Genomic DNA, 19065 nt, shown 5'->3' with positions numbered 1-19065 from the left:
CTTTAGCATTTCATTTTGAGCCACTCGATTCATGAGAAATATTTTTGTCCATCTGCTTATCAATGCTGAAACCCACGACAAAATGACGGACAGAATTGCGACATAATTGTGTTTACTTTGCTTTTTCAATAAGACACTCTATCTGTAACAGAAATTTTCCCTGTAGAGATAAGTAGTAACATGAAAGTACGTGATGTGATAAAGCGAGTGGAAGCTGATGGTTGGTATCTTGATAGAACTAAAGGTAGTCATCGACAGTTCAAGCATCCTGAGAAACCAGGTTTAGTTACAGTTCCAGGTAAATTGTCTGACGACTTAGCCCCTGGTACTCTCAGTAGTATTTGGAGGCAAGCACAATTATAAGGAGAACGGCAATGCATTACGTAGTGGTGATTGAAAAGGCGGATAGTAATTACTCTGCTTATGTGCCTGATTTACCCGGTTGTGTAACTACAGGTGAAACCTTAGAAGAAGTTAAGCAGATGATTGCAGAAGCGATTGAATTTCATATAGAAGGAATGCTAGAAGATGGTTTACCTATTCCTAAACCTACAAGCATCGCTCATGAGGTTGAAGTTGCAAACTACAGCAAAATATAATTATAGAAAACCACTAAATTAGCTCTAAACAATCCTTCTAGAATATTTTAAGTCTCTGTGATAATGCGATCGCACCGCACTTTTAGGTTACATGACTCATTCACTGTGTAGCTGCAAGTCACACAGCAAATGAATTAAGGCAGAGAAGATGAAAGAATCGAGTTGTATTGAAGTTTCTCTCCTTCTGCCCAAGCAAGGCACAACTGACGGAAGCGATCGCCCCGCACCTCAAAATTGGGGTACTGATCGAAACTCGCACAAGCCGGAGACAGCAACACCACAGGCGCTTCATACTCCTTAGCTAATTCCGCCGATCTGGGAACTGCCCTTTCCATAGTTTCCACAATATGGTAGGAATAATAACCCACCTCTTGGAGGCGTTGGGCAAATGCAGGTGCAGCAGAGCCAATCAATAACACAGCAGCAGCTTTGGTTTGAATTTGTGCTAGCCAGCCGGTATCATCACCTGCTTTTGCTTCTCCACCAGCAATTAAAATCGCTGGACTTTTAACGGATGCTAAACCAACCTCAGCAGCATCGTAGTTGGTGGCTTTGCTATCGTTAATGAAATCAATACCTTCCCAAGTGCAGATATGCTCCAAACGGTGGGCAACACCGGGGAATTCAACGATAGCACGTGCGATCGCATCACGATTAATTCCGGCTAATCGTGCCGTAGCTACTGCCATCAAGAGATTTTGCTGGTTATGTTCTCCTACCATCCGCAGTGTAGATACTTTCACAATCGGTTCTGGTGCAGAGGTTGCAGTCAATTTTTCCACAACCCAGTCGTCCTCAATGTAAAAGCCTTTTTCGCTTATCAGGAAATCTTTTCCTTTGACACTTGTCCAGTAGGCATCAGGCCAAGCACTTAAACCTTGTTGCCTCAAGTAGGCATCATCGCCATTGAACACTTGCAACTCAGACTGATGCAATAGCTTGGCTTTGATGTTGTAATAATTTTCTAAAGTCTGATGGCGACTAAGATGATCCGGCGTGAAAGTCGTCCAAACACCAATACGTGGTGCAAGAGAACTCGAAGATTCTACTTGATAGCTGCTAATTTCCGCAATCACCCAATCAAGTGAAGAGTTAGGAGTTAAAAGTGAGGAATTATCAGATGCTCCCCCTGCTCCCTGCTCCCTGCTCCCTTCCCCTCTCCCCCTCGAAGATAGGGCAACTTCACAAGCGGCGTAGCCAATATTACCGCAGGCGGGCGCATTTAATTCTGCTGCTTGGAAAATGGCAGCAATTAAAGCTGTGGTAGTAGTTTTACCGTTAGTGCCAGTAATTCCTACCCAAGGTAGCGATCGCAAATTTCGCCAAGCGAGTTCCATTTCCCCAATGGTTTCAATACCTAATTGGCGTGCCTTGATTAATACGGGAATATCCCAAGGCACGCCAGGACTAACAACTATTAATTGGGGTAAATTAGCACCATTCAATTCTAAGGATTGGCCTAGTTTTACGGTTATTTGCTCGGCAGCGAGTTTTTGTTGTTGTTGTAGGAGGGTTTCGGAGGTGTTGCTGTCACTTAGCTCTACCTCCCAACCTTCTCCTTTCAACAATCTCGCCGCAGCAACACCGGACTTTCCCAATCCAATTACAGTAGCTCTAGGCATAGATTGCAGCAGAGTCCCTGGTTAAGCACTCCCTATAGTAGCGCTTCTTTGCAAAAATTACACAACTTTTTGTTGACCTACGCTACAGATTTTTGACGATCGCCCCAAAGTCAGCTAAAACACGGGCATGATTGCGAACCAATCCCAGTAAGTGTAATCGATTACGCTTAATTTCTGGATCGGAGTCCATAACTAAAACGCTATCTGGGCCATCAAAGAAGTTACTAACTGTAGGGGCAATTTTTGCTAGTGCTGCTACTAACAGTTGATAATTTCGTGTCTGCTGTGCTGTTTTAGTTTGCGGTACTGATTCGATCAAAGCATTATACAAAGCTGCCTCAGAGGGCTTTTGGAATAATTCTGGACGAACGACAGTTGTTGGTTCTAGCTGTTTTGTATCCAAATCACCTTGGGCGGCTAATCGTGTGGAACGGTTAACGGTTTCGTAGATGTTATCTAAAGTACTATCGTTACGGATTTGTTGTAAGTATAAGGCGCGATCGCGGACATCTAACAAATCCTTTAACGTCCGTTCTGTGTATTCTGGGTCATTTTCTCCCAAAACTGCATTTACCAAGTCGTAATCAATCTGCTTTTCTTCTTGCAATAAAGTGCGGATGCGTTGTAAGAAAAACTCTTGTAATGCTGCGGTTAATGATGCCTGATCTTTGCTATATTTCGCTGCAAAGTCTGTTGCTATTTGTGCCAATAAATCATCTAAATTTATCGGCAGATTATAAAACCAAGTAATTTTAACTACAGCATTAGCAGCCCGACGTAAAGCGAAGGGGTCAGATGAGCCAGAAGGAATTAACCCTAAACCAAAGATACTTACTAAGGTATCTAATCTATCTGCCAAACCGACAATTTGACCTGTGAGGCTTTCCGGTAAAATATCACCGGCTCCCATTGGCAAATAATGTTGATAAATTGCCTTTGCAACTTCGGGATCTTCACCACTGGCTAAGGCATATTTTTCTCCCATGATGCCTTGCAATTCGGGAAATTCATAAACCATTTGAGTTACCAAATCTGCTTTACATAATAAAGCAGCACGTTGGATCTTTTGGCTTTGATTTTCTGCTAATTCTAATTGGGTGGTTATTCGTTCAGCAATCTTAACTACTCTATCTACCTTGGTACGCACCGAACCCAATTCTTCTTGGAAAGTGACTTTTTCTAACTGTGGTAAAAAGCTTTCTATTGGTTTAGTTAAATCAGCTTCGTAGAAAAATCTGCCATCAGCTAATCTGGCACTAATTACCCTTTCATTCCCAACAGCAACAATATCTGATTTTTGGGGATCAGCGTTAGAAATGGTAATGAAATTAGGCAATAATTCTTGCTCAGAACTATCTGGTTTGAATACAGGAAAATAACGCTGATGAGTCACCATAACTTCAGTAATTACCTCAGTTGGTAATTCCAAAAATTCTGGTTCAAATTTACCAACAACTGTAGAAGGATATTCTACAAGGTTGGTTACTTCTGCTAACAAATCGGGGTAAATTACTGTATACCCGCCTAAATTCTCTGCTACTGCCTTTACTTGCTCTTTGATGAGATTTTCCCGTTCTTCTGGGTCAACGGTGACAGATGCAGACTTGAGGGCGGTAACATAATCAGTAGCTTGGGCGATTGTCACAGGTTCAGGATGTAAAACGCGATGACCTTGAGAAATGCGATCGCTCTGAATCGTTTTAGAACCATTCACCAATTCCAACGGTAGCACCGTCTCATCTAACAAAGCTACCAGCCAGCGAATTGGTCGAGAAAACCTCCCATCCCCATCTCCCCAACGCATTAACCGCTTACCTTCTAAACCCCAAATCCATTGGAAAACAAGTTCTGTCAAAATTTCCGCCACAGGACGGCCAGGAATTCTTTTTTGCACAAAAACAAATTCCCCTTTGTCTGTGGGGCGAAGGAACAGTGCATCTAGTTCCACACCTTGCTTTTTGGCAAAGCCTAATGCTGCTGCTGTTGGCTGACCATCTTTAAAGGCAGCTTGGGCGGGAGGCCCTTTAATTTCTTCTTCTCGATCTGCTTGCTGTGATGGTAGACCTTTAATCAATACCGCCAAACGCCGGGGAGTACCGTACACTTGGACACTTTCACCCTGAAGGCTGTTTGCTTCCAAACTTTGGGGAATGCGTTCTCGCCACTGTATTAAGGCATCACTGAGAAAGCTTGCAGGTAATTCTTCTGTACCAACTTCTAATAGAAACGCAGGCATAGGTCACTGTTTTCAACTTTGCGTAGCTCAACTTTATCAGTTATTCTCAGGCGATCGCAGAACTAAATACTTTGAGCGAATTCAAAATGCTATCAATCAGATACTCAACCTCAGTGAATTTTGCTGATTTAGGGACGAGCAAAAAATAAATCAATAACCGTGTCACTATAGAAAATATAGCTGCAATATTGAGCAATAGGAAGACTAAAGAACACTGTGCAGATAACATTCTTAGGGACGAGTTCCGGTGTACCCACGCGATCGCGCAATGTTTCCAGCGTCGCCCTGAGATTACCCCAAAGGGCGGAACTGTGGTTATTCGACTGTGGCGAAGGCACGCAACATCAAATTATGCGGAGTGAACTGAAAATCAGTCAACTCTCTCGAATCTTTATCACCCACATGCACGGCGACCATATCTTTGGCTTGATGGGACTTCTTGCTACTTGCGGCTTGGCTGGCAATGTGCAACGAATTGATATCTATGGGCCACCTGGATTAAATGATTACATTCAATCCGCCTCTCGTTACTCCTACACACACTTTTCTTACCCAATTAAAGTTCACGCCATCCGTCCAGGAGTAATTTATCAAGACAACGACTTCACCGTTAGCTGTGGTAATTTGCATCACCGCATTACAGCTTTCGGCTACCGCGTAGCCGAAAAAGACCGGACAGGACGCTTTGATGTGGAAAAAGCTAAAGCCTTGGAAATTCCTTCTGGTCGCATTTACGGTCAACTCAAGCGTGGTGAAACTGTCACCCTTGACGACGGACGGGTGATTGATGGCACTCAATTATGCGGCCCGACAGAAATTGGCCGGAAAATTGCCTATTGTACAGACACCATTTATTGTGATAGTGCAGTGGAATTAGCTCATGATGCAGATGTATTAATTCACGAAGCAACCTTTGCCCATCAAGATGCAGATATGGCTTTTCAACGCTTGCATTCCACAACCACAATGGCAGCGCAAACAGCTTTAGCTGCTGGGGCACATCGACTGATTATGAGTCATTTCAGCCCCCGCTATGCTCCCGGAAATGCCGTGGAGTTGAAGGATCTCCTCAAAGAAGCCCGTGCTATTTTCCCTTGCACTGACATGGCTTATGATTTCATGATTCATGAAGTACCCAGACGACGGGAAGTAGAGTTAACCAAGGTAGGCGTTTAAATTGAACGCCTAGTTACTCTGGTATGTAGTTCTGGTTTTGACCTCTTTTGAATTAATAAGACTTACGCAAATTATCTCTCAGACTCTGATTTCTCCATGCCGCGCCAGTTGCTACAAGTCGGGGAACCCGCCCAACGCACTGGCTTCTCTGTGCCTCTGTGGTTCGTTATTCTGTAACTCATGCGTAAGTCCTAATTCTAATTAATTTTGGGTACTGAGCTACCACTGATACCACAGCGTAAAGCCATAAGGCATAATAACCTTCTCTAGTTCAATATTTCTGTTGAGTCCCTAATATAAGGATGCAACATTTGAACTGATAGATGCAATATTACTCAGACGTAAAGCTTATAGCTCGGCAGATTTATCAATGACTAAAAATTTGATTGGGAGCATCCCAAATGTGTAAAAACATATTTTGTCATTGCGAGCGTAATGAAATGAAGCGAAGCAATCGCAAAGTTTAGATGCTGCGATTGCTTCATTCCGCTTCTTTTACGAGACGCTACCGCGAACGCTTCATTCGCAATGACTACCTACTAATTTGGTAAATTTGCAAAATTGGGATGCTCCCTTGGGAACCGCTATATGCCAAAACAAGAATTCATACTCCTTGCAGGAGACCATACCAAAAGGATGCGCCGGATGCGTCGCCGCTAAGAGAAAGGACTTATGAGCATTATCGCCAAGGTGTCCAGTCAACAATTTTGGATTTTCTATTGAACTCTTCTAATCTAAAATCTAAAATTAACTACATTCTATTTTGGAGTTTAGTAGTCCAACTCATAACGTTTAGCAAATAGACAGGAGTTTAATTGTAGGATTCAGTCAAATAATTAACCAAGAATCTACGGGTTACTAAGTAGATTAAAAATATACAAATAGTATGGGCTAGATATTTACATGAATGTGTTTTCTATATTAGAAGTTATCAAAACAACTTCAATACTATATAGTATTGTTGTGAATTAAATAACTTTTACTTCAATAGTTGGAAAAAATAATTAATTTTTTGTCAAGATTTTTCTTCTTTAAATAAAATATTTATTAAAAATTTATTCTTTCAACACTGATTAATAATTTATATGCATGAATTTATGAACATGAAAGCGCCAGTTTGGATAAAATTGTGCCAAGTAAGCTTATCGTCGTTGGAAGAGTCATTAAGTATGCTAATTTCACATTTTTCATAAATCTTCCAAATAAATATCGTGTTTCAATATTAGAGGAGTTTGATAGTGGCTAAGATTAGTCTGAATCCAGAGCAACAGGTTACTAATTCAGCACAAGGTGCAGTTGGCATCAGACAACTATCTACTATTTTGCTTCGCCGACGCTTTCTGATATTTGGAGTTTCCTGTGTAGTTATGTCAGCTGCTAGTCTCTTGGCTGTCATGACCAAACCCACTTACCAGAGCAATATGCAGATATTGGTAAATTCCAATTTATCTCAAGGGCCACAGTCAAATGATATTCCAGTTGGGGCAGATAGCCAGATTACTAATTCTAATTCTCACATTGTTGATTCCAATACTCAGATGAAACTTATGCTGAGTTCTAAGCTTCTCCAGAAAGCTGTGAATTTAGTTAATTCTGATTATCCTGAGATTACCTTAGAGGATATCAATGGTCAAACAAAACAGTACAAAAAAGCACCTTTAAAAGTAACTCCAGAAGAAGGAGGTATAGGAGCTAATAAAGTTTTTAGCCAAGTTTTCAAAGTTTCTTTCAAGGATGAAGATCCAGTCAAAGCCCAAAAATTTCTTCAAGCTCTACAAAAAGTCTATCAAAACTACAATAAAGAACAACATAAAGCACGCCTAAGTCAAGGCATGGCTTTTGTAAATGCTCGTTTACCTGAGATCAAAAAAGAGGTTAGTAAAGCTGATAAAGATTTAGAACAATTTCGTAATAAACATAAATTACTCGATCCCGAAGTTCAAAGTAAAATTCTGCTAGAATCTCTAGCAAATATTCAAAACCAATTACAAAGCGCTCGTGCAAACCTTCAAGATGCAAATGCTCGCTACGATAATCTAGAGCAGCAAATAGCGTCTTCATCTCAACAGAATGAACTAATTTCTTCTCGTTTAAATCAGTCAAGCCGCTATCAAACATTATTGAGTGAAATTCAAAAGACTGAGCTAGCCTTGGCTAAGGAGCGACTACGCTATACAGATGATTACCCATCGGTACAAAAGCTAAAGCAGCAACGCCAAAGTCAATTGTCGCTATTACGGCAAGAAGTGAAATCTATTACTACCAGCAGTAAGGGAGAACCACTTTTAAAAAGTCAAATAATTAGGGTTGATCCAACCTTAATAGACGAGTTTATTCTAGTACAGACAACTGTTTTAGGATTAACTGCTAATGAAAAGAATTTAGCTGAGTCAGAACAGCGACTCCGTTCTGAGCTAAACAAATACCCAAGCTTAATAGCAGAATACAATCGTCTACTGCCAAAGGCAGAAAGTAGTCGCAAAACCCTTGAACAACTCCTACAGGCGCAACAGTCCTTGGGACTGAAAATTGCTCAGGAAGGATATAACTGGCAAGTTTTGGTAGAACCTAATTTGGGTACTTATACGGGAAGTAACAGATTATTACTTTTGGTTGGGGGAGCGGTAATTGGGCCAATTTTAGGTATCTTAGCAGCCCTGATTTGGGAAAAGTTTAATGACGCTATTTATTGTGCGGCAGATATAAAGAAATTGACAAACTTACGTGTACTAGGATCAGTACCAAAACTTCCATCGCGTGGGATCAAAAAGGGACGGCTGAGACTGCCTTGGAATGGACGACAAAGATCAGATTTCCCTGGCATAGAAGTGAGTAATAAATTGCCCGTCCATGAAACGCTGGATATGATCTACCAAAATATTCAAATATTAAAATATCCTTTACCTTTCAAGTCGCTGATGTTTACTTCAGCACTACCAGGGGAAGGAAAGACAACCTTAGTATTAGGGCTTGTGGCTAGCGCTATCCGAATGCATCGGCGGGTATTAGTTATTGATGCTAATTTGCATAATCCTAGCCTGCACAAAATCCTAGAATTATCCAATGACTGGGGACTATCTTTGTTATTAGTTGATGAAACAACTACTCATTTTCAAGATTATATTCAGCCTATTCATCCTTCAATTGATATTTTGACTGCTGGGCCGGAACCAGAAGACACGGTGAAGTTGCTCAGTTCTCAACGAATGAAGGAACTAATAGAGTTGTTTGAAGAAAGTTATGATTTGGTACTAATAGATGCTCCGCCTATTTTAGGTAAGGTTGATGCCAGAATTGTGGCATCTTTTTGCAATGGTATTGTGATGGTAGAGCGTATGGGTAAAGTGACTCGAACGGAACTGACTCAAGCTACAGAAATTTTGAGTAAGTTGAATTTAATTGGAATTATCGCTAATGATGTGAGCAATTCTCAAAAGGTGTTGGCATCGTAGATTGGGAATTGGGCATTGGGAATAGATTATTAATTTTTCTCCCTCTGCTTCCCCTGCCCCCTGCCCCCTGCCCCCTGCTTCCCCTGCCCCCTGCCCCCCGCTCCCTGCCCCCCGCTCCCCGCTCCCTGCCCCTTGTTTTCTAGCTGATAGCTGAAGCAAAATGCATACATAATTAGTAAGAGGTGGCAACCTCCTGCGTTGGAGAGGTGTCTCATCTTAAAGTAGTAGACGTGATAATCCAGAGCGTCAATTAGATACTAGTGTGATTAGATGACCAGTATGAAATTCCAACTTTACTTAGGCTTTTTATTTTCACAGATTAAAGTACGTCATTGGTGGGTAAGTGTCCTCTTATGGATTGCTTTGGTTGCCCCCGCCCAAGCGTCTGTAATTCTGCGGGTGGCAATTGAGAGGGGCGTTAATCAGGTAAAAGTGGGCAGTTCCACCACTGGAATCGTCAAGGATAGTACCGGGCGAACTCTCGGACAGTTACCGGCGATGAGTGCATATTATGCCCAAGCCATTCCTGGTGGAGTTGCTTTAGATAAGTGGCAGTCTGGTTTATTTTGGATTGAGCCAACAGGTAAAGGATTCGTTTATATCGGCGATCGCTGGTATCGAGGCAGAACTCTGGTTGTTCCCACAGAAAAAGGCTTAACGGCCGTTAATTGGGTTGATGACCAAGAATATCTTTACAGCGTTCTCGGTGGCGAAATGAATGCTAGCTGGCCCCAAGAAGCTTTAAAAGCCCAAGCGATCGCAGCCCGTACTTATGCTCTTTACGAACGAGAAAAACAACGGAATAATCCCGTTTACGATTTAGGCAATACCCCCGATCGTTGGCAAATTTACAAAGGTGTCATCAGTGAATCTCCTGCTACTTACAAAGCTGTGGATGAAACAGCAGGGCAAGTACTAACTTATAACAACAAGATTATTCTCTCAGTTTTCCACGCTTGTTCTGGGGGACACACCGAAAACGTGGAAGACGTTTGGGGAAATGCCTTGCCGTACCTGCGGGCTGTTCAAGACTACGATCAAAATATCAGCGCGTGTAATTGGGTAAAAACCTTCTCGCCCAGTGAGATTAGTGCTAAATTCCCTGAAGTTGGCAGTGTTTCGGCGATGATTCCAGAAACATTCTCGCCTTTCCGTAGTGTGAAAGTCTTGAGAATTGTCGGTAACAAGGGCACAAAGCTTCTTCAGCGCGAGGCAGTGCGAACAGGGCTGAAGTTAAAAAGTACCCGCTTCACTGTCAGCAAGGGAGCCGATGGTAATTTTGTACTTCAAGGGCTTGGCTTTGGTCATGGTTTGGGTATGAGTCAGTGGGGGGCGTACAATTTGGCTCGGCAAGGAGTTAATCACCTACAAATTTTAGGACATTATTATCAAGGTGTAGCCCTAACACCAATTCAGGCGAAGTAGTCCACTCGACTTATTTACTTGTAGCAACCGCCTTGGTAATTTGAGCATAAGCGATCGCTCTATATAATATGTCTTAACCGCCAAGGTTGTTGCAATATCTCACTATAAAAAACCCTAGAAAAAGACATAAACGCATCTATTTAATTATCTGGCTGTAGTTCTTCTGACTTTGATTCTGGTGTCCTGGTTTTGGCAAGCGCAACCAAAATCTAGAACCACCTTCGGGTCGTGGTAAATAACCAATTTTACCTCCCCAACGTTCGAGTGTGATTCTACAAAAATAGAGACCCAGACCCACTCTTCCTGACTTATTTTTACCTTGGGAAAACTTTTGAAATAAATTTTTTACCATTTCTGGGGGTACACCCAAACCCTGATCGTCTACAGTAACTAAAACATATTCTCCATCCAATTGGAGATTAATAGTTACAGTAGAATCTGCTACGCTGTGACGATAAGCATTTTCTACTAAATTAGAAATCACTCTATCTAAACGAGATTGATCTCCACTAACTGTCCAATTTATAGTCTTATCAATGTTTGGATCAAGCTGTAGCTGGATATGATTAAGGGCAAAATTAGGCTTTAAAAACTCAGTTACCTCTTGTATAGAAGTTAATATATTAGGTTCTTCCTCAGTATCGATAGGAGAGTTTTCTAGTAATATTTCTTCGGTCAAAAAAGCATCTAAAATGTCTTTAATTAGCATTTGCTGTTTTAGACATTGCTTAATACCAGTTTCTAAATACTCTTTTCCTTTAGTTGTTAATTCCTCGGATTCTAGCAGTGCAAAACAGCAACTTATAGCGCTTAATTCCACTGCTATATCATGAATCAAACAATGGATTAAAACCTCTTTTTTTTGATTATCTTTAAGTAACTGTTGATAATTTAATTTATATTCTCTAGCTTTTTGAAAAATATACTGTTGTTCTTTATAGCTATCTTCTAAAGCCTCAATTAATAAAAACTTCCGATTATCGGCAAAAACTGCATAAGCTTTAAAATGATATTCTTGCCCAGTCACACTTATTTCAGTCCATAAACCCGAACTAAGTTTTTTAACATTATTATTATTTAACCAAAATTCTTCAGCATCAAGTAAAAAATTCTTTAAAAAAGAAAACTCCTCCTGCGGTATTGATATATTCATTCCTAATGTAAATTTATTACAATTGAATTGATTTGACCAATTAGGTAAATGACCAATGATTTTAAATAAACCTTCATTAATTTGCTCTAAAGCTAGAATATCCAAAGCGGTAAGTAGGTCATTTGTGATCAATGTATTCATGAGTAGAACCATACTACAATCGATTTATATATGACTCTAGATTACTAACTTTATTTCCTATTTAGCTTCTCTTGTAATAGTTTGAAATCATTAGCTTTTTGTTGAATAGAAAAGAGGTCATTTCTATCACAACTACTATCTAACAACAATATCCAATCTACTTTTTTCGTCGGTAATATATGAACATCTACACAACTGCCATACTCTGTTTGGATAAATGGTAGAAATAAGGAAGTATCATCGAATGGTAGTAACCCTTCCAGAAAAATAACTTGCTCTTTTGCATTTTTTCCTTCACAAAGATTAGTAATTCCATAAGCTGCCAATTTCCCACCCCAAGCTAAGAGGCTACCATCTTTATTAACCAACAAATAGGCAAGAGAAGACTCTGCTGCGAGAAAACTTAAAATATAGGTAATTACAAAAACAGGGATATGTAACATTTAGCAATCCAATATTTTTTTAGCAAGAGTTTGAAAAGCTTCTTCTACACCGATGCCATTTTTAGCACTTGTTTTAATTACAGCCCAACCGTTCTGGATAAGATCATCTATCTCAGCAGATTCAATTTCCCATTCATCGGTTATATCCCATTTATTTATGACCAAAATAAAAGGAATTTGCCCGATTGCATCTTCTACTTTTTTTTGTAAGTCAAAAGCTTGTTCTAGAGTATTATGCCTAGTACCATCTACAACTAATAAATATCCCGCAGATCCCCTTAAATAAGACATTTGTAATTTTTGAAATTCGTCTTCTCCATAAATATCCCAAAGAATAAGATTTAATTGATTTCCTTGGATATCTATAATTTTTTTATCAATTTTTACACCCACTGTTGTATGATATTTTTCTGAAAAAATACTGTGTACTAACCTGGCTACTAAACTCGTTTTACCTGTAGCAAATGCACCTATCATGCAAATTTTTTTCTGGATAATCATAAATTGATATAGCTTTAATTATCGGGTATTAGCCACGAATACTTTGAAAGATACTCTTCGATTAACTTTTTTAGATTCTGGTGTTACTTCTGGCTGGAAAGGTAGGCTATAACTTACACCTATTACTTTAAATTGGTTGGTATTGATTCCTTTAGATTTTAAATAAGATAAAATTTTCTGAGCGCGGGCTTGACTGAGGAGCTTATTTTGCCCTTCTGTTCCGGCACTATTGGTATGTCCAATTATTTGAATCTGTACATTCTTACCTAGATAATTGGCAAGACTTAAACATTTACGAATTGATGTAAATAAATTAGGTAGCTTGTCAATTTCACCAGGTATTAGTTCAGTTGTGCCTTCGGAAAATAAGAATATTTTTTGTTCTATTTGTTTTTTAGATAATTCCAATTCACTAAGTTCTATTGCCACCAGATTATTTTCTTGCAATTGTGTCAGTCCAGGGATAAATTGCCATAAATTACGTGTTGCTAAAATCCATTTTTGAGGTGCATAACCTTTGGCATTAAGAATACCGTTATTATCGATTTTGAGTGATACAGTTTGTGGCGGCTGCAACAACTTTTCAACTCTTTTAGCAATAAACTGTGGCTCCAAAGAAAGATAAGGTTGCCACTGGGTAATTACTATTTTGGGATTGAGATTTGTTTGTTGTATTAGTGTATTGGGATCTATTGCTAAGGGATCGCGCATTCCCGAAATAAAATATTTTCCAAAAGCTTGTTTAGAGTTAATTACAATAATTCCTGGCTGAGAGTTGAGTTTTTGGAGATAGGCTTGCCAACGGAGTTGTTCTCTAATTATAAAAAAGCCCCAAATGCCACAAGCGATCGCGATCGCACCCAAGAAAGCCCAAGCATAGGTATAATTTTTTTTAGGTGCAGGCTTATACTGAACTACCAAACAAGCTTCTAAATAAGGCTTACTGGCTTGAAATACTTCTGTCGCTCCAGTAAAATTTTTAATTTCTCTACTGAGCTTAAGATGAATTTTTTCTATTGCTTCTTGCAAAACTAACCTTAATTCTTGAGGAGGATTTCCCCGAATCATCGCTGCTACTAGCGCTTGTGGCCCCTCTTCAATCCAAATTATGAGTTCTCCAAAGCGCAAACTTTTTAGCCCATCTATTTTTTGGACACTGAATGAATCTCTAATAAAATCCTGGATTGCTGTCAACATCGCAGCGACTAAATCTGGATCTTGAACTCCTACCTGCGTTGTTATTAAATGTTGCAGCACTAATCCAGATTGTTTATGAATCAAAAATATTTGTTCCACTCGATAAACAAGCGTCCGTAACAGCACAATTTCCGCAAATGATTTTCCTGTGCGTTGCGCTTCTAGTCTCCACTTAAAGCTTTGTGGAGACAAACTATGTTCTAGAGTTTGATTCATAGATTGCATCATTTCCTCAAGAGCGGCGGAAATCGCCTTGCGAGTGGCTGGGCCAATAACTGGAAATAATGCATCTGCAAGCACATTGTGATCTTGTTGAACAGAAACTTCAATGGCATTTTCCACAGTTGATACCATTACCTCCCCAAGTTGTTTATCTTGCTTTGAGCGTAAAATAACAGCTTCTGGAAGCATCTGGCTAATATCTTCTGGTTGAATTTGAGGGTTTTCTAATCGCTCGTAAAGTCTTTTAAGTTTAGTCGGCTCAATATCCAGAAGCAAACTGCGGAGTATGGTTAGTTCATCATTGACTTCGGAGGTTTGGCTGTTACTGTTCAAACCTTCAGAGAATGCTTTCGGTATTGGATTTTTCGAATAGTCACTCATTACCCAAATCCCCCAAGTCTGAAGTAATATTCTGTTCTAAACAAGTACGCTGATAGATAAAAATCAAATTTGTACTTTTTAAGTATTAACTCAAGACTTATTTTCTGCATTTAACCGCATGGCTAATTCTGCAAAAATAGCGGCAAGATGAGAGCGATCTGTTTTGTCTCTGCGAAGTTCTTGAGCTTCCCGTTCTAATAAAGTTAGGATTTCCTGAGATTTTTGCTGGATATCATCTTGTAAGTTTTTAGATTGGTTGAGAATTTGTTCGCGCAACTCTCGCTGATTATTAGTATTTTGTTCTTCAAATTGAGTAATCTTTTTTTCCAAAAATATACTTGTAGTTTTACTTTCTTCAACAACTGCTTTCAACTGGGAGTCTCTTTCTAATTGCTCATTTTTTAAGCGCTGTGTTAAAGAATCAACTTCTTGTTTAATATAAATTTCTAAAGCATCTAAACGTTTTCTTGTCTCATCTCGCACGTTACCTAATTCCTTGATTAGATGTTCTTCTAGACGGGTAAACCTTCTTTCTGTATCTCGTATTTGATTGCCAAAAAGAATTTCTCTAACTTTATCTAAGTTTCTACCTTCGTTCATATTATTACTACTAAATTGCAACTCATTTATGTCTGTATTTGACCGATGTCTTTCCAGATTTGATGAATTATTATTGATGTATTCTTCAGGTTGGTTCATATTTTTAATTCCTTTTAAAACTAAAAGTTGGTTTTGCCACTATCTCTACAATATAGATACCAACAAGTATAAAGTATATTTATACATGAATAAATTACGTTTACTTGAGTATGTGATGAGCGGTTGCGATCGCTATAGTAGGGCAAAGGTATCAAAATTATTCTTGACTGTATATGGATGCAACACAGATTGGGGGCGAACACCTGTTCGCCCCCAAAAGCTGATTACTGCAAGCCTTTATTTAAGTTCCCAACTAAACTTTTGCTTCCAAAGACTTGAGCAACTCGGTATTCACACCCGATTCACGAGTCAGGGCAATTTTGCCAGTACGGGCGATTTCTCTCAAACCAAATTTTTGCAACACCTGCACGATCGCTACCATCTTACCGGGATCTCCCACAACTTCTAATGTGAGAAAATCTTCCGCCACATCCACGACTCGCGCCCGGAAAATCTGAGACAGTTCAATCACTTCTGAGCGATTGCTGCTACTAGCATTCACCTTCAGAAGCATCAATTCCCTCTCTACGCAAGGGGTTTCGGTAATATCCTGTACCTTCAGGACATTGACTAACTTGTATAGTTGCTTGGTAAGTTGCTCGATCACGCGATCGTCACCAGGTACAACCATTGTAATTCGGGAGACACCTCCCTGTTCGGCAGGGCCAACAGCAAGGCTCTCAATATTAAAGCCACGACGGGCGAATAAACCAGAAATGCGGGAAAGAACACCCGCCTCATCTTCTACAAGAACTGAAAGGGTATGTTTCATCTTCGCCAACAGAGGCTAGAGCAGGAATTTAGTAACGCAAACATTAGTACTGCTTTGCAGAATTCACTCATGCAAAATTCAAAATTACTTGAGTTTTAAACTCTTGACATTTTGTAAGATGTATGTTTTTTCTGGGCTAACGTACTATTGCACTAATTGTCAGTGCGACCTTTTATTGTAAACTCAATAGTTCCACTCATTGCATTCTCTAGGGATAAATTGGGCAGAAATTATTCTGCAAGGAGTAATTTCATAGAATGGATCTCTTTTCATTGGTAGATGCGGCATTTTTGTAAAGCTTTTATACTCAGGTTTAACAAGCGTCTAATAGGAGAAAAATTTTTATGGGTTGGTTAAAAAGACTATTCGGAATGGAAAAACCTCAAAATGCAGAAATAAATCCTGCTCCCCAGTCAATAGCGGCAGATAATATTAGTACTAATGTTGCGACTCAATCCATACCGCCAGAACGTGTGGGATTAAGCGGCGAATACGATCAAAGTGGGTTGGCAAAGCGGGTAGCGCTGGCATTTGATCAAGATCCCCAACTTGATGACGTTAATACCCTTTGGGTTGCTCAGACTGGTAGCACTGTGGTGTTGAAAGGTAAAGTTCCCAGTCAAGAAATTCTCAATAAGATGGTTTCTGTAGCTCGTACTGTGAATGGTGCTACAAATGTTGACAGCACACAAGCCACGATTGGCTAAGTATTAAGCAATGCAAAACTCAATGGTGGTAAAGGTATTGGCTGGTGCGATCGCTCCCATTGGATAATATTTAGGGAGTAAGCAAAGGTTAGCGATGCCTGCGGCGGGCTTCGCCTACGCTAACCCATCTCTCAATCCGATCTAAAATAGCTTGATTAACTAGTTCAGGGCATTCATCATGAGGACAATGACCCACGTCTTCTAAATTCAGCACTTCCAACTTCTGGTTGTATTGAGCGAATTGGCTAGCCAGGGCTGGGGGAACAAACCGATCCTTTTGTCCCCAAATTAACAACATCGGAATTGTTAAGGTTGGTAATACTGTCTTGACACTGGGACTAAAGTTAATTCCGATCGCAGCTTTGAATAAAGCACTAAAAGCCCTCGCCGAACCTTTGTCTTGGGGAGGGCCTGCTAAGATTTCTATGAGTTCATCGGTAATCGCCTCTGGGTTAGCGTATGCAAGACTAGCCCAGCGACGCAGCACCCCTGGACGGCGCACGAAGTTAAACACAGGCTTCAAAATAAAGGGCGAAGCAACAATATTTTTAATTGCTCTGACAAGTGGTTGCAGTACAGGCGGGATTGCTTCTTGTTCTAGTGAAGGGTCGGGTAAACTCATCATCACCATACCCAGCACCATATCGGGGTGAGTAGCGGCGGCGGCCATAGAAATCAGCGAACCGTTAGAATTGCCGATTAATATTGCTGGTTCACGAATAAATGTTTTCCAAAAGTCATAAACTTGCTCAACCCAAAGTTCGATGCTGTAATTAGCTGCGGCTTTTTCTGAAGCGCCAAAACCCAGCATATCGATGGCGTAAACGGTATGATTTTCAGCCAAAACCTCTAAATTATGTCGCCAATGACCAATGGAAGCACCAAAGCCATGTAACAAAATCAGGGGTGTTGTCTTGTGGTTATTCTGGGTGGCGCGAATGTAAGTATAGCGAGTCTGCCAGCCCCGCCAAACCCAATCCCTTTGATTACCAACCCGCTCTTGCCAGTGTAGTGTAGTTGTCACAATCTCTTTTATTTCATCAGTGTGAAATACTATTATAAAAAATTGCAAATCTATTAGGACTTACGCACCCTCTACGAATTCTTGGCGGTTCGATAAATGACATATCACAAGTAATTGGCCGGACATGATATGAATGGGAACCGCCATATCTAAAACTAGCTCTTTCAAAATGACTCCAAAAATCCCTTTTTTCTCCGTGTTCTCTGCGTCTGGGCTGTTTAAAACTAATTTCCCTAACAACTCCAGAATATAATGTCCACCTTAAGAACAACTGGTAAGGGCTGCGCCACACTGATCTTCCCTTGTCAACCAACCCTTAACACCTTGATATTCTACCTGCGCCCAATCTCCCCGACAACCTAACAATTTCACAGCCGTATTCGCCGGAATTCTTCCCGCTTTTCGCCTTTTTTGACTGGTATTAGTGTAAATATCCACGCCATTAGTACCGTAGCCCCGCGTTGTTAGTCCTAACTTTGGTACGAATACCCATCCAGTTCCTTTAAAACCATTACTAGCATTAGTAATCTGCACCCAATATCTAACAGCGCCAATAACTTGAACTGTTTCGTTTATGGGTATTTGCCCTAAAATTTTGTTATTAGTACTTGCACCACTCCGCACATTTAAACTTTGTTGATCTGTATTGGTGACGTAGGCAAAAATATCGCACTTTTGGAAATTGGTTGATTTCGCTAAGACGATTTGATCAGCTATACCTGTATTGAGCGTCACACCAATACAACTGAATATTAATCCTCTCACTAACTTTGAGAGTGGATTTTCCACTTTTTTTATCATAATTTACTCAATGCTTTAGCATTCTTATATCATGTCCGGCAAATCACTTATAATTATGTCATTGCGAATGCAACGAGGTGGAATGTTCGCGTAGCGTCTCGTAGAGATAGCAATCACAAAGGTTTGGGATTGCCGCTCAACGCTTGCAATGACATAAGTATTAAGTCGAACATGATATTACCTAATATTTGAGTTTAATTTATCAGAGAATTTAGAAACCAGGAGTCAGAAAACAGGTATGAATTCTGTACGATTGGGTAATGAATATTGGTTTAAAACCTAGCCTTTTGTGGGCGAAACTAAGCTAAAAATCTTTTAATTTGCATCCTCAAAAAAATGAATCTCTTGTGGGGTGGGCATCTTGCCCGCCCTAGTTGTGCAAATTAAATGTGCGACAGCTTAGAATGATTTTTTCCACTCATTTAAAACTCTATCCCTTCATGGGTAAAGTATTCTGAATTCTGACTCCTGACTCCTGAATTCTGTTCGATAAAAATCATTTAAGCTGATAGTC

The 19065-nt window shown here is 40.1% G+C and carries 16 protein-coding genes; 6 read left to right on the top strand and 10 right to left on the bottom strand.

Annotated features, from left to right (window positions below; all coding sequences use genetic code 11):
• Positions 1-180 precede the first annotated feature (180 nt).
• Positions 181-363, top strand: coding sequence for a type II toxin-antitoxin system HicA family toxin (locus tag VB732_RS13895; protein WP_323231435.1), 183 nt, complete (start codon positions 181-183; stop codon positions 361-363).
• Positions 364-374: 11 nt separating this feature from the next.
• Complete coding sequence (locus tag VB732_RS13890) at positions 375-599, top strand: type II toxin-antitoxin system HicB family antitoxin (RefSeq protein ID WP_323231434.1); 225 nt, start codon at positions 375-377, stop codon at positions 597-599.
• Between the two features lie 134 nt (positions 600-733).
• On the opposite strand, the gene murD is transcribed toward VB732_RS13890, so the two are convergent.
• Together murD and glyS are read right to left on the bottom strand one after the other, a co-directional pair.
• On the bottom strand, positions 734-2221 hold the full coding sequence (gene murD, locus VB732_RS13885) for a UDP-N-acetylmuramoyl-L-alanine--D-glutamate ligase (RefSeq protein WP_323231433.1): 1488 nt from the start codon (positions 2219-2221) through the stop codon (positions 734-736).
• A gap of 82 nt (positions 2222-2303) precedes the next feature.
• Complete coding sequence (glyS, locus tag VB732_RS13880; protein ID WP_323231432.1) at positions 2304-4457, bottom strand: glycine--tRNA ligase subunit beta; 2154 nt, start codon at positions 4455-4457, stop codon at positions 2304-2306.
• Positions 4458-4673: 216 nt separating this feature from the next.
• Here glyS and VB732_RS13875 point away from each other — a divergent pair, with 216 nt between their 5' ends.
• The 3 genes from VB732_RS13875 (at position 4674) to VB732_RS13865 (ending at position 10510) form a co-directional block, all read left to right on the top strand.
• The gene (locus VB732_RS13875; RefSeq protein WP_323231431.1) at positions 4674-5633 is read left to right on the top strand and encodes a ribonuclease Z; all 960 of its coding nucleotides are present in this window, start codon (positions 4674-4676) and stop codon (positions 5631-5633) included.
• A 1238-nt stretch (positions 5634-6871) separates the two neighbouring features.
• Complete coding sequence (locus VB732_RS13870; protein ID WP_323231429.1) at positions 6872-9085, top strand: polysaccharide biosynthesis tyrosine autokinase; 2214 nt, start codon at positions 6872-6874, stop codon at positions 9083-9085.
• A 279-nt stretch (positions 9086-9364) separates the two neighbouring features.
• On the top strand, positions 9365-10510 hold the full coding sequence (locus VB732_RS13865) for a SpoIID/LytB domain-containing protein (RefSeq protein WP_323231456.1): 1146 nt from the start codon (positions 9365-9367) through the stop codon (positions 10508-10510).
• A gap of 136 nt (positions 10511-10646) precedes the next feature.
• Here VB732_RS13865 and VB732_RS13860 read toward each other — a convergent pair whose 3' ends face one another.
• The 6 genes from VB732_RS13860 to ilvN all read right to left on the bottom strand — a co-directional run bounded on the left by VB732_RS13860 (position 10647) and on the right by ilvN (position 16019).
• The gene (locus VB732_RS13860; protein ID WP_323231427.1) at positions 10647-11804 is read right to left on the bottom strand and encodes a HAMP domain-containing sensor histidine kinase; all 1158 of its coding nucleotides are present in this window, start codon (positions 11802-11804) and stop codon (positions 10647-10649) included.
• Between the two features lie 50 nt (positions 11805-11854).
• Complete coding sequence (locus tag VB732_RS13855; protein WP_323231426.1) at positions 11855-12247, bottom strand: hypothetical protein; 393 nt, start codon at positions 12245-12247, stop codon at positions 11855-11857.
• Positions 12248-12745: a Rab family GTPase gene (locus tag VB732_RS13850; RefSeq protein ID WP_323231455.1), complete on the bottom strand. Its 498-nt coding sequence runs from the start codon at positions 12743-12745 to the stop codon at positions 12248-12250.
• Positions 12746-12766: 21 nt separating this feature from the next.
• The gene (locus VB732_RS13845; RefSeq protein ID WP_323231425.1) at positions 12767-14548 is read right to left on the bottom strand and encodes an OmpA family protein; all 1782 of its coding nucleotides are present in this window, start codon (positions 14546-14548) and stop codon (positions 12767-12769) included.
• Between the two features lie 90 nt (positions 14549-14638).
• Positions 14639-15247, bottom strand: a complete 609-nt coding sequence (locus tag VB732_RS13840) for a hypothetical protein (RefSeq protein ID WP_323231424.1) — start codon at positions 15245-15247, stop codon at positions 14639-14641.
• Between the two features lie 253 nt (positions 15248-15500).
• A complete protein-coding gene (ilvN, locus tag VB732_RS13835; RefSeq protein ID WP_323231423.1) occupies positions 15501-16019 on the bottom strand; it encodes an acetolactate synthase small subunit in 519 nt (172 codons plus the stop codon).
• A 344-nt stretch (positions 16020-16363) separates the two neighbouring features.
• Between ilvN and VB732_RS13830 the strand changes: the two genes are divergently transcribed.
• Positions 16364-16726 (top strand): BON domain-containing protein, encoded by a 363-nt coding sequence (locus VB732_RS13830; protein ID WP_323231422.1) that lies wholly within the window; start codon positions 16364-16366, stop codon positions 16724-16726.
• A gap of 88 nt (positions 16727-16814) precedes the next feature.
• Here VB732_RS13830 and VB732_RS13825 read toward each other — a convergent pair whose 3' ends face one another.
• Positions 16815-17750, bottom strand: coding sequence for an alpha/beta fold hydrolase (locus tag VB732_RS13825; RefSeq protein ID WP_323231421.1), 936 nt, complete (start codon positions 17748-17750; stop codon positions 16815-16817).
• Between the two features lie 261 nt (positions 17751-18011).
• Positions 18012-18551, bottom strand: a complete 540-nt coding sequence (locus VB732_RS13820; protein WP_323231419.1) for an SH3 domain-containing protein — start codon at positions 18549-18551, stop codon at positions 18012-18014.
• Positions 18552-19065: the final 514 nt, after the last annotated feature.

Source organism: Nostoc sp. UHCC 0252 (assembly GCF_034931145.1).
GTDB lineage: Bacteria > Cyanobacteriota > Cyanobacteriia > Cyanobacteriales > Nostocaceae > Nostoc.
Note: the sequence above shows the minus strand (reverse complement) of the source record. Positions and strands in the feature narration are given on the sequence as shown.

Excerpts from the sequence above, each read along its gene's own strand:
- VB732_RS13895 (WP_323231435.1), top strand. The coding sequence starts at position 181 with ATGAAAGTACGTGATGTGATAAAGCGAGTGGAAGCTGATGGTTGGTAT.
- VB732_RS13890 (WP_323231434.1), top strand. The coding sequence starts at position 375 with ATGCATTACGTAGTGGTGATTGAAAAGGCGGATAGTAATTACTCTGCT.
- murD (WP_323231433.1), bottom strand. The coding sequence starts at position 2,221 with ATGCCTAGAGCTACTGTAATTGGATTGGGAAAGTCCGGTGTTGCTGCG.
- glyS (WP_323231432.1), bottom strand. The coding sequence starts at position 4,457 with ATGCCTGCGTTTCTATTAGAAGTTGGTACAGAAGAATTACCTGCAAGC.
- VB732_RS13865 (WP_323231456.1), top strand. The coding sequence starts at position 9,365 with ATGAAATTCCAACTTTACTTAGGCTTTTTATTTTCACAGATTAAAGTA.
- VB732_RS13860 (WP_323231427.1), bottom strand. The coding sequence starts at position 11,804 with ATGAATACATTGATCACAAATGACCTACTTACCGCTTTGGATATTCTA.
- VB732_RS13855 (WP_323231426.1), bottom strand. The coding sequence starts at position 12,247 with ATGTTACATATCCCTGTTTTTGTAATTACCTATATTTTAAGTTTTCTC.
- VB732_RS13845 (WP_323231425.1), bottom strand. The coding sequence starts at position 14,548 with ATGAGTGACTATTCGAAAAATCCAATACCGAAAGCATTCTCTGAAGGT.
- VB732_RS13840 (WP_323231424.1), bottom strand. The coding sequence starts at position 15,247 with ATGAACCAACCTGAAGAATACATCAATAATAATTCATCAAATCTGGAA.
- ilvN (WP_323231423.1), bottom strand. The coding sequence starts at position 16,019 with ATGAAACATACCCTTTCAGTTCTTGTAGAAGATGAGGCGGGTGTTCTT.
- VB732_RS13830 (WP_323231422.1), top strand. The coding sequence starts at position 16,364 with ATGGGTTGGTTAAAAAGACTATTCGGAATGGAAAAACCTCAAAATGCA.
- VB732_RS13820 (WP_323231419.1), bottom strand. The coding sequence starts at position 18,551 with ATGATAAAAAAAGTGGAAAATCCACTCTCAAAGTTAGTGAGAGGATTA.